This is a genomic window from Streptomyces chiangmaiensis, from assembly GCF_036281785.1.
Lineage (GTDB): Bacteria > Actinomycetota > Actinomycetes > Streptomycetales > Streptomycetaceae > Streptomyces > Streptomyces chiangmaiensis.
In genome coordinates, this window is the sequence record NZ_JAYWVC010000197.1 from 1 (window position 1) to 14,236 (window position 14,236).

Annotated in this window: 9 protein-coding genes and 1 pseudogene; 7 read left to right on the forward strand and 3 right to left on the reverse strand. The window is 68.5% G+C overall.

The features are described 5' to 3' along the window. Positions 1–123: 123 nt before the first annotated feature. Together VXC91_RS35075 and VXC91_RS35080 are read left to right on the forward strand one after the other, a co-directional pair. A complete protein-coding gene (locus VXC91_RS35075) occupies positions 124–357 on the forward strand; it encodes a hypothetical protein (protein WP_329511402.1) in 234 nt (77 codons plus the stop codon). Between the two features lie 396 nt (positions 358–753). Beyond that, positions 754–876, forward strand: a complete 123-nt coding sequence (locus VXC91_RS35080; RefSeq protein WP_408057554.1) for a hypothetical protein — start codon at positions 754–756, stop codon at positions 874–876. A gap of 239 nt (positions 877–1,115) precedes the next feature. On the opposite strand, the gene VXC91_RS35085 is transcribed toward VXC91_RS35080, so the two are convergent. The 3 genes from VXC91_RS35085 to VXC91_RS35095 form a co-directional block, all read right to left on the reverse strand. Further along, positions 1,116–2,021, reverse strand: a complete 906-nt coding sequence (locus tag VXC91_RS35085; protein WP_329511403.1) for an FKBP-type peptidyl-prolyl cis-trans isomerase — start codon at positions 2,019–2,021, stop codon at positions 1,116–1,118. A 359-nt stretch (positions 2,022–2,380) separates the two neighbouring features. Continuing rightward, on the reverse strand, positions 2,381–2,833 hold the full coding sequence (locus VXC91_RS35090; protein WP_329511404.1) for a hypothetical protein: 453 nt from the start codon (positions 2,831–2,833) through the stop codon (positions 2,381–2,383). Positions 2,834–2,912: 79 nt separating this feature from the next. Continuing rightward, on the reverse strand, positions 2,913–9,065 hold the full coding sequence (locus VXC91_RS35095; protein ID WP_329511405.1) for a DNRLRE domain-containing protein: 6,153 nt from the start codon (positions 9,063–9,065) through the stop codon (positions 2,913–2,915). A 749-nt stretch (positions 9,066–9,814) separates the two neighbouring features. On the opposite strand from VXC91_RS35095, the gene VXC91_RS35100 reads away from it, so the two are divergent. From VXC91_RS35100 to VXC91_RS35120, 5 genes and pseudogenes are all read left to right on the forward strand, one after another. Further along, positions 9,815–10,642 carry a transposase family protein gene (locus VXC91_RS35100; RefSeq protein ID WP_408057555.1) on the forward strand — a complete coding sequence of 276 codons (828 nt, stop codon included), beginning with the start codon at positions 9,815–9,817 and terminating at the stop codon, positions 10,640–10,642. A gap of 51 nt (positions 10,643–10,693) precedes the next feature. Next, on the forward strand, positions 10,694–11,902 hold the full coding sequence (locus VXC91_RS35105; protein WP_329511406.1) for a tyrosine-type recombinase/integrase: 1,209 nt from the start codon (positions 10,694–10,696) through the stop codon (positions 11,900–11,902). Beyond that, the gene (locus VXC91_RS35110) at positions 11,899–12,825 is read left to right on the forward strand and encodes a tyrosine-type recombinase/integrase (RefSeq protein WP_329511407.1); all 927 of its coding nucleotides are present in this window, start codon (positions 11,899–11,901) and stop codon (positions 12,823–12,825) included. The genes VXC91_RS35105 and VXC91_RS35110 overlap by 4 nt, the downstream gene beginning before the upstream one ends. Further along, the gene (locus VXC91_RS35115; RefSeq protein WP_329511408.1) at positions 12,822–13,811 is read left to right on the forward strand and encodes a tyrosine-type recombinase/integrase; all 990 of its coding nucleotides are present in this window, start codon (positions 12,822–12,824) and stop codon (positions 13,809–13,811) included. Before VXC91_RS35110 ends, VXC91_RS35115 begins: the two co-directional genes overlap by 4 nt. A gap of 82 nt (positions 13,812–13,893) precedes the next feature. Next, positions 13,894–14,236, forward strand: a pseudogene (locus VXC91_RS35120) (ISAs1 family transposase); the annotation flags it as partial.

The window sequence follows — 14,236 nt, forward strand, 5'->3', positions numbered from 1 at the left end:
CGGCAGCACCCGACCATGCCGCACCCGCCACCCAGTGGGGAAGAAGACCCCAACGCCCAAGAAAAACAAGACCACTCCGGCCCCTGAGCCAGGGCAAAACGGTAAAAGTAAAGCTTAGTCAGGTTGTATGGGCATCGCGTCTTCGCCGAGCTGCAGGCCCGTGTCGACGCCCGCCAGGCGGTGCGCGACGCGTGGGCAGAGGGCATCGAGCACGCTGTCCAGCTGTCTGTTCTTGCCGAGGCCGGCCTCCGCGACGACGCCTCGCTCGCGGCCGCTGGGTTCGAGCCGGTCCTGCTCGCCGCGATTGAGCGGGGTCAAAGCTGGGGCGGTCCGTCCAAGGCGGCCGCCGCCGTGTGAACCCCGCCCGTACCGACACCGCGCCCCGGAGCGAGGGCCAACAGGAGGTGACACCTCTTCTGACTGTCGCAGAAGAGGTGTCGGCGGCCAGAAGAGGCTTGCCCAGCGGGTGTGACGTGCGGGCAGGCTTGCCCGAGGGATGCTGCAACCCTCGGTGCACCCCTCGGTCCCCCTGTCCAAGCAACGGTGGGCGCAACCGGCGGCACTTCTCCTACGGCCGGCACTGCCGGGTCATCCTGACGGTGTACGAGATGAAGCGGCTCGGCCGTTTTACCGATCGTCGATCTGGCCGGATGGGCTCTGAACTGCACGGATGCGTCGCGTAGGTGTCCGTGACGCGGCGGGCTCGGTGGCGAGGACGCCAGCCAGGTCCGCACCCGCAACACCCCCGCCGTCATGGCAGCTCTCCGCGACATCGTCCGCGGCACCCTCCGCCTCGCCGGCTGGGCCAACACCGCCAGCGGGCGCCGCGCACACACCGCCCCCGCGAGCGCCCACACACTCCACGGCATCCCGTGATCAAACCAGACATTCGCGGACTACTCCGGGGCCCTGTCCCAGGACCGGCCCGGAGTAAGCCCTCATTGGGAAAGCCCGTCGTGCCGGCGGTGCTACGGCAACTTCGCGACGGCCGACCCCATCGCTGCCCTGCGGCACGCGCCCAGACGCATGTGATGGACACCATCACCGGTGCGCACTGGGCGGCCTTCGTACTGCAGGGCTGGTCGACTGGATGAGTAGCCGGTCCCGGCGTCGCCTCAGGCGGCGGCGAGGATGTCGAGGACCGAGATCACGGTGGCGCCGGGCGCCAGGCCCTTCGGAGGATGCGCGCCGTACGCAAGCTTCGCCGGGATGACCGCGAGGATCCGGCTGCCGACCCGCTGGCCGACCAGCGCGCGGTCCCAGCCCGCGATGACGTTGCCCCGGCCGATTACGACGGGCAGCGGGCCGCCGTCTGCGCGGGAGCTGAGGAAGAGGTCCGCCTCGTCCTTGCCGCGGGCGGTCTCCCAAGCAGCCGAGGAGTGCTGGAGGACCAGGGTCTGCCCGGCCTTCATCACCGGCCCGGTGCCGTCCACCAGGCGCTTGACGACCAGCCCCTTGGGAGCAGCACGGTCGGGGACGGTGAGCGTAGCGGTACCGTCTCCCCGGTTCATGCGCACCTCGGGCAAGGCATCGGAGATCGGCTTCTGCTCGCCGGAGACGAGGGCACGGGCACCGATGACGTTCACGATGTCCACGGCGAACACGACGGTGTCCTTGCCGGTGACCCCGAGCTGGGCGCTGCCGGTCGTCCCGTACGCGGCCGCGGGGGGTGCGACGACCAGGATTCGGCTACCGGCGCGCTGGCCCTGCACGGCCCGGTCCAGGGCGGGCAGCGTCGCGCCCCGCCCGACGGCGAACACCTGGGGGCGGGCCCCCTTGTCGTACGAGCCGGGCAGCGCCTTGCCGGTGCGCCACACCTTGGCGGTGTAGCGGACGACGGCCACGTCGCCGACGTGCGCCGAACGTCCCCGCCCCCGTGTCTGCGGCGCGACGACGAACTTGCCGCTCGGCGCGGACTTCGGAACCGAGATCGTGGCCGGGCTCCCGAACTGCCCCGAAACGGTGGGCAGTACGGCATCCGTGCGCACCGCGGCGGGCACGGCCTTCGCGTGCACCGGCACCGAAGGGGCCGCAAGCGGCCGGTGCCAGCCGTCAGGCCGCCAATGGTCAGATGAGGGTTCACTGCTGCACCCCACCAACAGGAGGGCGGGCGCTATCAACAGCGCAGCAAGACGACGCATCGATCTCCACTTCCACAGAAACTTTCCGACCATTTCTCAAACCCGGAAATAATCAGGACGAGTAACGTTTACCGGCCACTTATGACATACGAAATGAAGGCCACGGAAGCGACCAGGGTCATGAGCAGTTTGACAGGGCCATGCCCGGAGCGGTAGCTGCCCCAGGAACGTGCGCGGCTCCAGCCTCCCCTTGTTGTGGCAGGGTTTACTCCGGCTCTCAAATACATATATCCGAAGCCTCAGTTCCCGGGTTCCATGTGCACGGCTGCTCCGCAGGCTCTGGCTGCGGCAAGGGCCCGTTCGACAGCCTCATCCGACAGATCCACCCAGACGCGAACGGGAGACTCGACTGTTCCGAAGAGTTGGTGGTCTCCTTGCCAGACTTCTGCGTTGATCACTCGGTGAGCAAGGCGGGAAAAGTGAGTGACATGCTCATCGCGCGTCAGATCGAGTTGTACCCCCATCAAGGGGTCACGCCGTGTGAACCAGTGCCGTCGGGACGGCGACTCCCGTTGCAGGCGGGCCATTTCGGTCACCTCTTGAAAGGACGTCGCTACCTGCTCATCAACCAGCGGTTCATCCGTGTAGAGGTCGATAAGGGTCTGTGTGTCACCGGCTGAGAACTCGACGGCGATTTTTGAGAGGAAGATCTCCAGATCGCGTGGCGTCGTCGCCGCAATGTACCTCGTCATTCAGCTCTCTTCCTTTGAGTGAAGGCGGGCCCCTACCACCGCTCCGGATGGTAGGGGCCCAACTTCATGGGGGCTCGGACTAGACCGGCGGGCACTGCCGTCTCGGATAGCACGGGTAGCGCCACCTATTGATGGGATAGGTGAAGATCGGCGGTCCTATCCAGCCTGTGCCCCGGAAGAACCGGCTGCCCCACCCGATCGCCCACCTGAATGCGTTCCGTGCGCGGAAGTGCCGCTTACCGATGTTGAGGTGCCATCTGTTGTGCTTGTCCCATTCGAAGCGGATTCGGTGATTCCGAAAGTGTAGTCCTGGCCGGCCGTCCCGCATCACGAAATGCCGGTTCCTCTTGTTGAAGAAGAGGCACTTCGTTGCCGAGCAGCCGAAGATCCGCTTGATGTGGCCCCATACACCCCACTTACCGTCAAGATCGTAGCAATCGATCGGGTCGCCGCTGCAGTACTCGTAGGCATTGGCGTTGCCGCCCGGGACAGGGTCCACTGACCTGAAACGACCACTGGCGGGGTCGTAGAGGCGTACACCCATGAGAGTGGCGCCGGTGACGGTTTCGCTGGAGCGCTGCTCGCCGCCCAGCCAGCCGTAGCGGGTCGCGGTGGTGCCGGTCTCGGGGTTTCCGTACTCGTCGTAGGCCGACGCGACGACGGGCTTGGTGGTGTCCAGCGGGAGCTGGACGGTGCAGTCGCCGTGGATGTCGGTCAGCTGCAGGACGGTGTTGCCCGTGGCGTCGGTGGTGGCGTCGAGGTCGCCGCCGATGCCTTGGACGTTGCGGGTGATGGTGCCTGTGGTGTCCTCCTTGATCCAGTCGGGGCTGTCGCCGTCGCTGCCGTAGTGGTTGACCTTGGTGCCGGTCTGGGTCCAGGTGCCAGCGTTGTTGGTCTCTGTCGTCCAGGATGCGAGGCGCTGGGCGGCGTCGAGGGTCCAGGTCTGCCGGCTGGTGCCGGAGGTCTGCTGCTGGACCAGGTCGTTGGTGTAGTAGGCGATGGTCGCGCCGGACGCCTGGGTGGTGGTGCGGCCGAAGGCGTCGTAGACGATGCCCGCGTTCACCAGCCGGTCGGCGCTGTCGTAGGTGTTGGTGGTGCTGGTCGCACCGGTCGAGGTGCACGCGGCTCCGGCGGCGCTGACGCTGGTGGCCAGGGCAGTGCGGTTGGTGTTGTTGTCGAAGGTGTAGCCGCGGCGGGTGCAGGTCCCGTCCGGGGCGGTGTCGTCGGCCTGGGTCAGGCGGCCGGTGTTGTCGTAGGTGTAGGCGCGGAAGTAGGTCTGGCCTGCGGTGTCGGTGTCGGTGACGGTCTGGCCCTGTATGGAGTGGTCGGCAGTGTCGGAGGCGACGACGGTGCCGTCACTGTCCTTGGTGTAGACCCGGGAGGTCTCCGCGCCGGTCTCGTCCTGGGTCAGCGTGAGGGTGTAGCCGCCGGGCAGCTGCTCGGTGGCCAGCTCACCGTCCGCGTCGTAGGTGGCGTTGAAGGTGCCCGCGACGGAGTCGATGCGGGAGGTCTCCACACCGCGCGGGTCCTTGGTGGTGTCGTAGGTGTAGGTGGTGGTCGACGGAGCGGAGTCGGTCACCTTGGTGGTGCGGCCCTGCGCGTCGTATTGGGTGGCCGCGGTGTTGCCGCTGCCGTCGCTGTAGGAGATCTCCCGTCCCAGCATGTCGGTGACATGGGTGATGGTCTGGCCGTTGGACGTGACGGTGGCTATGTCACCGCTGTCCGGGTCGTACGTGGTGGTGGTGTCTGGAACCGCGGTGCCCACCCCGCCGGTCACCGACACCAGGGTCGGACGCCCGGCGGCGTCAGAGGTGGTTGTGGTGGTGCGGGTGACGCCGCCCGCGGTCTCGGTCAGCTTGGCGGTGTTGCCCCACCGGTCGTATTCGGTCGTCTTGGTGGGCAGCTGGGTGGGGTTGGTGCCGCCGCCGGTGATGTCACCGGCCGGTCCCGTGGAACACACCAGGTCCGCCCACTCCGGACGCCCGTTGCACGCGCCCGTACCCGTCGCCGAGTAGTAGGTGGTCACCGTCGCACCGGCGTCGGTGCCGTTCGACTTGGGCAGGGTGGTCTTGGTGACCCGGCCCTGGGTGTCGTACGACGTGGTCTTGACGAGGTTCAGACCGCCCGGGTCGTCCGTGGTGGACGTGGGCAGGCCCTTGACCCAGTCGTACGCGGTCTTCGTGGTGCGGGTGTCGCCGTCGGACGGGTAACCGTCCACGTAGGCGCCGGTGGTGACGGTGGTCGGCTGGTTGGACACCGTGGCCGTACCGTCGGTCGGGCGCCCCTCGTCGTACGCCGTCACGGTGTGCTGGCGTGCCGCCACCTCGCTGCCCGCGGGCAGGTCGGTGCCACCCGTGCCGGCGTGCAGCACGCCGGTCAGTGTGGTCATGTGCAGCGGGCCGAAGCTCTCCAGCTCGCGCTGGCCGTCACTGGAGTACACGTGCGTGGTGGACAGCTGCTCCGCACGGTCCGCCGTGGACATGCCGCTGATCCCGAGCAGGGTCTGCTCGGACTGTGCTGCACCGCTGATGGTGAGCGCCAACTCACGGTTGCTGGGGGACAGTTCACGGACCGTGTTGCCGAAGTGGTCGTACTCGGTCGTGGTCAGGTGGCCACCCGGCGTGGCGCTGTTGACCTCACGACCGGACGCGTCCGCGTACGAGATCGAAGCGCGGGTGTAGCTCGTCGCCATCAGGGCCGAGCCGTCGTGCGACGCGGGCACGGCATCGGCCGGGAAGACCGCCGTCGCGTCGGACGGCACGTCCGTCTGACCCCAGGCCGCGACGTCGGTGGCGCCCATCGAGTACGGTGCATTGGTGCCGGTCAGCGGTACGTCGTAGACCATGCTGGCCGAGGCCGTGCCGCCGTCGGTCTGCGTCTTCGAGCCCGGCACCAGGGTGGGACGGGAGGCGGAGAGCAGCATGCCGGGGCCCGCGGTGGCCGCGTTGCCGGCCGTGCCGTAGGTGAAGGTCCACGGCAGCTCGCCGGGCGGCGTCAGGGTCGCGACCCGGCCCGCACTGTCGTACGTGTAGGCGGTCTTCAGCGCCGGCGAGATCCGGGGGTCCCAGCTCTCGCGCAGCCGGCCGGAGTCGTCGTAGTCGTACTGCGCGATCACCGTCGCAGTCGCGGAGGCCGCGCCCGGGTCGGTGGCCCACAGCTTGATCTGCGACACCTGGCCCGCGTAGTCACCGTACACGGAAGACGTGGCCGTCGTGGAGGTGGCGTACACGTACTGCAGGACCCGGCAGCCCTTGGTCGAGGGCGCCGTCTCACACGTCGCTGAACCAACCGCAGACGTCGGCGCGATCACATACTTCGGGCGCGCCAGGGTCAGCGAACCGTTGACGACCTTCTCCGACACCACCTTGGTCGTGGAGTTGTCGGTCGGCAGATAGGTCGTGGACACTTGCCAGGTCGTGGCAGCAGGGTCGACCTTCGCGAACGTGGTCGTCGTCCCGTCGGTGTCCTTCAGCGTGAATGATCCGGTCAGGGACCCGGTCAGGGTCAGGTCCTCCGCACCCGGCTCGCTCTTCCAGCCACTAGCAGAGGTGGCTGTGAATCCGATCTCGTCGCCGTCCACGTCCACGACTGCCACCGAGGTGGACGAGGTCTGGCGGAGGTAGGCGTAGTCGGAGTCGGAGATCTCCGCGGTGGTGCCGGCGGTCCACTGAGGGCCGAAGATCGCCACCTGGCCCTCGGCCTGCGCGCCCGCGGTCGGCTTCCGCGACGAAGCCGTGCGTGAGACACTCATGTCGAACACGGACGCGTCCGTCGCCGACAGTGTGTAGTCACCGGTCAGGTCGTTCACCGACCCCGGACCGACGTCGTCCGACGGCGCGGTGCCCGCGTTGCGGTCCACGGTGACCGTCGACGGCGGCGAGTAGCCGGTCGTCGTGCCGTCGGTGAACGCGGCGCGGATGTCGACCGGGCCGTCCTCGGTCAGCGACGTGGTGATGTTCCACGTCAGCGCGGGCGGCGCACCGTTGGGGGCGGCCAGCGGCCAGGCCGTCACGGGCGAACCGTCGCTGTTCTTCGTGACGTCCGCGAGCGGCACGTCGTGCCAGCTGTCGGTCTCACCGCGGCGGTACTGGTACGTGACCCCGGTGTAGGTGGGCTTGCCGGTGGCGGCCAGGGCCACACGGCGCGCGGGCCGGTCGCCGTCACCGGGGCTGAGCAGCGCGGCACCGTCCGCTCCCACGCCGAAGGAGTACTTGGTGGTGGCCGTCGACAGGTTGCCGCCCGAGTCGATGGTCCGGGCGTACAGCGTGTGCCAGCCGTCGGCGGGCGTGATGGAGATGTTCAGCGGGTCACCGCCGTTGCCGTCCACCGTGTCGTACACGCTCTGCGCCATCGCCGGATCGTCCAGGCCCCACTTGAAGCCCTGCCCGTCCGTCGACGTCGTGTCCAGGGTGCAGGTCACGGCGCCGGTCGCCTTCGCCGACCACGTGTCCTGCGGATACGAGGAGCAGCTGATGGACGGGACCGCGGGCAGGCCCGTGTTCAGCACGAACGGGGTGTACCCGGTCCAGGACCCGTAGTCGGTGGAGTCATACCCCCGCACCCGCAGGCGCAGGTGCTTGCCCGCCGGGAAGGCGTTGGCCGACGGGACGGCCAGGGTCGCCGTGGAGCCGGGCGCCACACCCGCGCTGGTCGCGGTGTAGGTGTAGGTGGTGTCGTTGAACGCGGGGTCCGGGGTCACCTCGAACTGGGCCTTGACCGTGCCGCCGTCCGCGTCCGTGACCTTCGCCGACAAAGTCGGCGTCAGCGAGGTCACGTACCGCTTGCCGTTGTAGGCGTTCACGGCCGAGGGCGAGACCGCGGTCGCGGTCGGGACGGCCGGGTAGGAGTTGTAGGTCACCACCAGCTTCGGCGCGTACCCCGAGACGGAGTAGTTGGCCGAGCGGAACCGGCGCCAGGCGGTGGAGTCGGCCTCGTTGGCACTCGCCACCTGCAGACCGTAGTTGGTAGCGCCGTTGGCCCAGTCCTGCACCATGCCCGTGAGGGTCCAGTTCGACCAGTTGGCGGGGCAGGAGGAGTCGTAGCCCCAATGCCCGGTGTTCGTCGCCTTGTTGGTGGTCGTGGTCGTGGGCTGGGCACCCCAGGTGATCGACGTCGAGGACCACGACGAGGTGATCCGCTTGGCGTCCGTGGTCGCACCCGACGTCGAGCAGGTCGCCGAGTAGTAGCTGTACAGCGACATCGTCGCCGACTGGATGTGCTTGCCCGTGAACGGCGACACATCGAACTTCAGATACGACCGGGCGATGTCCGCGCCCCCGTCGTACGTCCCCGACTTCAGCTCCTGCGAGCCGATCTGCGAGTCCGGGTAGTCCGGGTTCTGCACCCACGTGTCCGTCGTGACCGCCAGCGTGGACGTCGGGTCCACGGTCACCGGATAGGTGAGGGCGGGGTCCGAGAGGAACTTTTGGTCCGGTGTCAGGACCAGGGTCTGCGACCCGTCCGCGGCGGTCTCGACCTTCGTGGCGACCCGCGCCCGGTGCGCGGACTCGCCCGAGCGCCGGTCCCGGGACGCGTCCCACATCATCGGCGCCGACGCCTCGGCCACCAGCTTGCCCGCCGCGTCCTTCAGCAGCAGGTGCCCCGACCGGGCCTGAGACAGCTTAAGCCCGTCGAGCTGCAACGGAATCCGGTACGACACCGGGCCGTTCGGCCTGCTCGCCAGCACCACGTCCTCGGAGAAACCCTGCTTGAGCGCAGTGACCTTCAGCGTCTGACCTGCGCCCACGTCGTACGAGGCCGTCGACCCCGACACCTTCGGCGCGGGCAGCTTGCTCTGCCAGCCCATGGCGAACCGGGTCTTGCCCCGGGCGACCGACGCCAGTCGGCTGTCACCGCCGTCGGAGACGGCGATGTCCGCGGCCGCCGACTTCGGCTTCAGATCGGCGCCCACGTCCGACAGCGAGGTGTCGATGTCCTGCCACTTGCCGTTCCGCTTCACCCGCACCGGGCCGGCGAACGACTCGGTCTGGAACGACCCCGACGGCAGCGCCCACGTCGTCGAATCCGCCGTCCGCGCCGACAGCACCTCGATCCTGCGGCCCTGCAGGCGGGCCATCAGCACAGCCGAGGCCGTATCGTCCGCCTGCGCCGGGCCGGCCGGTTTCTTGGCCTTACTCGTGGAAGCGGCGACAGCTCCGGTCTTGCCGACCGCGACGGCCTCGCCGGTGGCATCCAGCACCAGCGCCGCCTCGGCCAGCAGCGCCAACGACAACGCGACGGCGATTCTTCTTCGATGCCGGGATCTCTGTGGTATTCGAGCTTTCGCCGTTCTTGGCCACGCTTTTAGGCGTGCGTGAATCATCCACAACTCCTGGTTGCAACAGCGGTGTTCGGACGTGGGGGGGGCGGGCCAATGATCCACACGCGCCGGAGCGGCGACTTTACCCAAGCCAAGATCATGCCGCGTTTCGGTAAAAACACGAGGTCGGGTGTCGAATGTTGACCAGTTTAGAGATCCGCCCCCTGGGGTAATCCCGATCCCCTGAGATCGCCAGCCACCGGCCGTTCATGCCGAATTCATCCGCCAGTAAGATCGCTTTCCTGCGCAAGGTGTACCGGGTTTTGCTGATTCTTGAAAGAATACGCACCCAACTCGGGCAACCGATGGTATTTCGATGACCAGTTCGCGTGAAGTCTCGATGAAATGAGCCACGCTACTGCGCGATCACCATCGCGGGCACGGGATGACCGTCGCGGTCGCGGTGGGGAAGCCCCTCCGTCGGCCGGACAAGTCTGCGGCCGCCGCGTCGTGCGGTGTGCGCGGCCTCGCACATGATCCAGCGCAGCCAGGGTCCGAGCAGGGCCCCGGAGTAGTTGATCTTTGTTCGGGTTCGTCCGGGGCTGTCGGATGAGCGGGGGGGGGGTCGGCCCGGATGCAGGACGAGCACGGCCCCGTGGATCATGGAGTTCTCTACGCTGCCAGATCCTCGAGGTGCCGTGCTCGCCGCTCCATCTTCGCTCATGCTTGTATCCGTCTCGACGCCGGTGTCGCCGTCCAGCGCTGGAGACACTGCCTCGACCCTCCGCTCAGATCGTGAAATTGCTGGGCTGCTGGCCGAGTTGGGCTCGGTGCCTGATCCCCGCGATCCACGCGGGCGACGCTATCGGCTGTCCGCCTTGCTGGGGATCATGGTGTGCGCGATGACCGGGGCCGGCCACGACTCCTTCACCGCGATCGGCGAGTGGTGCCATCGCACCGCCCGGGACGCGCCCGCCGCCCTGACCCGGCTCGGAGTTCCCACCGACCCGTTCACCGGACGGCTGCGTGTGCCGGACGAGAAGACCTTCCGCGACTTGGCAGTCCTCCTGGACCCGGCCGAACTGACCCGAGCCGGCTTCGACTTCCTGCGTCCACTGCTGGACCGGGCCCCGGCCGCCGATGCGCGTACCCCCGACGGAGTGCGCGAGCGCGAACAGCGCCGCACCCAGCGAGCCGCCGCCACCGGGGAAAGCCGTCCCGCCCGCCGACGCGCATACGCGGTGGACGGCAAATACCTGCGCGGCGCCCGACGCGCCGACGGCGGCAAGGTGATCGTCCTGTCCGCGGTCCGGCACGGCGACGGCACCACCATCGCTTCGCGGGAGATCGCCGCGAAAACCAACGAAATCCCCGAGTTCGCACCGCTGCTGGACCAGATCGACGACGCCGACCTGACCGACACGGTAGTCACCGCCGACGCCTTATGCCGACATCGGCATAAGGCATCTTATGAAGACCTGCGGGTTATGCCGACCTGCTGTCCGGGGGAGACGCTGGCAGCGGTATCCCCGGACAGCAGGTCGGCATAATCAATCGCCGGATCGACGTTGTCTCTCTTCCACCCACGGAGAGGGAAGAAGGTGAGAAATCCTGCGCTGGTCCAGGTCCTGGGCCCGCTGGCACCGTTCACGGAAGGGTTCCGTCAACGGCTGGAGATGCTCGGATACGCTCCGCAGTCGCGGGTCGTCCACCTGCGAGTGATGGCCCACCTGAGCAGCTGGCTGGAAGAACGCGGGCTGGACGGCTCGGCGTTGAGCGCCTCGGTCGCCGGCGGGTTCATGGACGACCGACGGGCCGCTGGTCACCGTGATGCGCGGTCCGGCCGTTCACTGCGGCCGTTGATGGAGTACTTGTGGGAGATCGGGGCGGCTCCGCAGCCCGTGCCACAGCAGGTGGTCGGGCCGGTGGAGGAGGTGTTGGCCGACTATGCCGCCTACCTGCTCCACGAGCGGGGGCTGGCTGTGCCGACTGTTCAACGCAGTACGGACCTGGTCCGCCCGTTCCTGGCAGCCCAAGCCGCCGGTGACCGGCTCAACCTGGAAGCGCTGACCGCCGCGGACGTCACCGCGTTCGTGATCGCCCTTGTCGAAAGCGTCTCGCCCGCGACAGTGCAGCGCACGGGTACGGCCCTGCGCTCGCTGTTGCGTTTCCTGCACCTGCGCGGGACGATCGGCTCCTCGCTGGTGGGCGCGGTGCCCACCGCCGCCAACTGGAAACTGGCCGGGCTGCCGAAGTATCTGACACAAGAACAGGTTGCCGCGATGGTGGCCTCGTGCGACCGGAACACCGCCGTCGGACGGCGGGATCTGGCGAGCTTGACGCTGCTGGGCCGGCTGGGGCTGCGGGCCGGCGAGGTCGCCGCGCTGAGGTTGGAGGACATCGACTGGCGGCGCGGTGAGATCACCGTGCGTGGCAAGGGCAACCGGCACGAGCGGCTCCCGCTGCCGACCGATGTCGGGGAGGCGATCGTGGCCTACCTGGGCCACTTCCGTCCCGCCGCCGCGGGTCGGGAGATGTTCGTCGGTGCGCGGGCCCCGCATCGGGCGCTGACGCGGGGCGCGGTCACGCAAGCGGTGGCCCGCGCGTCGCGCCGCAGTGGCCTGGAGACGATCTACGCGCACCGGCTGCGTCACACCGCTGCGACCAGCATGCTCCACGCGGGCGCGTCGCTGGAGGAGATCGGTCAGGTGCTGCGGCATCGGCATGCGCTGACCACGGCCGGTTACGCGAAGGTGGACCACGAGGGCCTGCGCGCACTGGCCCGGCCCTGGCCGGGAGAGGCCGCGTGAGCGAGTTGCACCGGTGGTTGCAGGCGTACCTGGCCGTCCGCCGGGCCATGGGGTTCAAGATGGAACGCCACGAGAAGCTCCTGACGCAGTTCGCGGACTACCTCGCAGAACATCGCGTCTCCACGCTGACCATCGAGCACGCCCTGGCCTGGGCGACGTCTCCGAGTTCGGCCGATCCGCGTTGGTGGGCGGCGCGGCTGTCCATGGTCCGTGGCTTCGCCGTCCACCTGCACGCGCTCGACCCTGCCCACCAGGTGCCGCCGAGTGGGCTGATCCGGCACGGTTCTCGACGCACCGTTCCCCACATCTACACCAGTTACGAGATCGGCTCCCTGATCCGGGCCGCCGGCCAGCTGTCCTTCCCGCTGCGGGCCGGGACCTACCAGACCTTGATCCGCCTGCTCGCCTGCACCGGCATGCGTGTGGGGGAAGCGATCCGGCTCGACCGCGAGGACCTGGACGACAAGCTCGGCGTGCTCACCGTGCGCGGCACGAAGTTCGGCAAGTCCCGGCAGCTGCCCCTGCACCCGACGGCCGCCGCGGGCCTGGAGGAGTACCTGCGGCTCCGCGGCCGACTGCTCCCACAGCCGCACACCAGCGCGCTTCTGCTGTCCACCAGGGGCTCCCGACTGCGCTACGAACGCGTCTGGGACACCTTCCATCGAATCCTCGGACAGGCGGAACTGACACCTCGTTCACCGACGAGCCCGCCAAGAATCCACGACCTGAGACACACCTTCGCGGTCACCACGCTCTTGGACTGGTATCGGGACGGCGTCGACGTGCAGGCGATGCTGCCACGTCTGGCGACCTACCTCGGCCACGCCGATCCCAAGCACACCTACTGGTATCTGTCCGCCGCTCCGGAACTGCTCGCGCTGGCGGCCGACCGCCTCGACTCCCATCAGAAAGACCCCCGTTGACGACCCTCGCCCCCACCTTGCAAGCGTTCTTCACCGACCGGCTGGCCCGGCAGCGGCAGGCCAGCCCCCACACCATCGCCGCCTACCGCGACGCGCTGAAACTGCTGCTGACCTTCGCTGCCGAGCGCACCGGCAAGCAGCCCTCCCGCCTCGAGATCAGCGACCTGGACGCGCCCGTGATCGGCGCGTTCCTCGACCACCTGGAAACCGAACGCGGCAACGGCATCCGCACGCGAAACGCCCGACTGGCCGCCGTGCACGCGCTGTTCCGCTTCGCCGCCCTGCAGCACCCGGAGCACGCGGCCGTCATCCAGCGCGTCCTGGCGATCCCGCCCAAACGCTTCGACCGCAGACTCGTCACCTACCTCACCGAACGCGAGGCCGCCGCGCTGATCGCCGCCCCGGACAGCACCACCTGGACCGGGCGGCGCGATCACGCCCTGCTGGTACTTGCCATCCAGACCGGCCTGCGGGCCTCCGAACTCACCGCGTTGACCTGCTCCGACATTCGTCTGGGCACCGGCGCGCACGTCAACTGCCTGGGCAAGGGCCGCAAACAGCGGATCACTCCGCTGACCTCCACCACCACTGCGGTGATCAGCGCCTGGCTGGCCGAACGTCGCGGAGCACCCACCGAACCACTGTTCCCCAGCCGGTACGGCACCGCGATGAGCCGGGACGCCCTGGAGCGGCGGCTGGCCAAACACGCCACGACCGCCGCCCACGCGGAGCCGACCCTGCTCGAGAAGAAGATCTCGCCTCACGTTCTACGACACACCGCAGCAATGCGCCTACTCGCAGCCGGCGTCGACAGCACTGTTATCGCCCTCTGGCTGGGCCACGAGAGTGTCGCCACCACCCAGATTTACATACACGCCGACCTCGCCCTCAAGGAGCAGGCACTCGCCCGCACCGCGCCACTGGACACCGCACCAGGCCGCTACCGCCCATCCGACGTCGTCCTGGCGTTCCTCGAAGCGCTGTGACTATGCCGACCTGCTGTCCGGGGATACCGCTTCCAGCACCTCCACCGGACAGCAGGTCGGCATAACCTGCAGGTCTTCATAAGACGCCCTGCACGCCCAGCGCACCCACGCCGAGTACCTGGTCGAACAGCGCGACGCGCACTACCTGCTCACTGTGAAGAACAACCAGCGCAAGCTGGCCGCCCAGCTGCACAGACTGCCCTGGAAACAGGTCCCCGTCCTGCACGTCCAGACCGGACGCGGCCACGGCCGCGAGGAACGACGCCTCGTCCAAGTCGTCTCCGTCAACGGGCTGCTGTTCCCGCACGCCGCCCAGGTCCTGCGCATCCAGCGTAAGCGCCGCCGCCTCGGCACCAAACGCTGGAGCACCGAGACCGTCGACGCCGTCACCGACCTGACCGCCGACCAGGCCGGCGCGGAAGAGA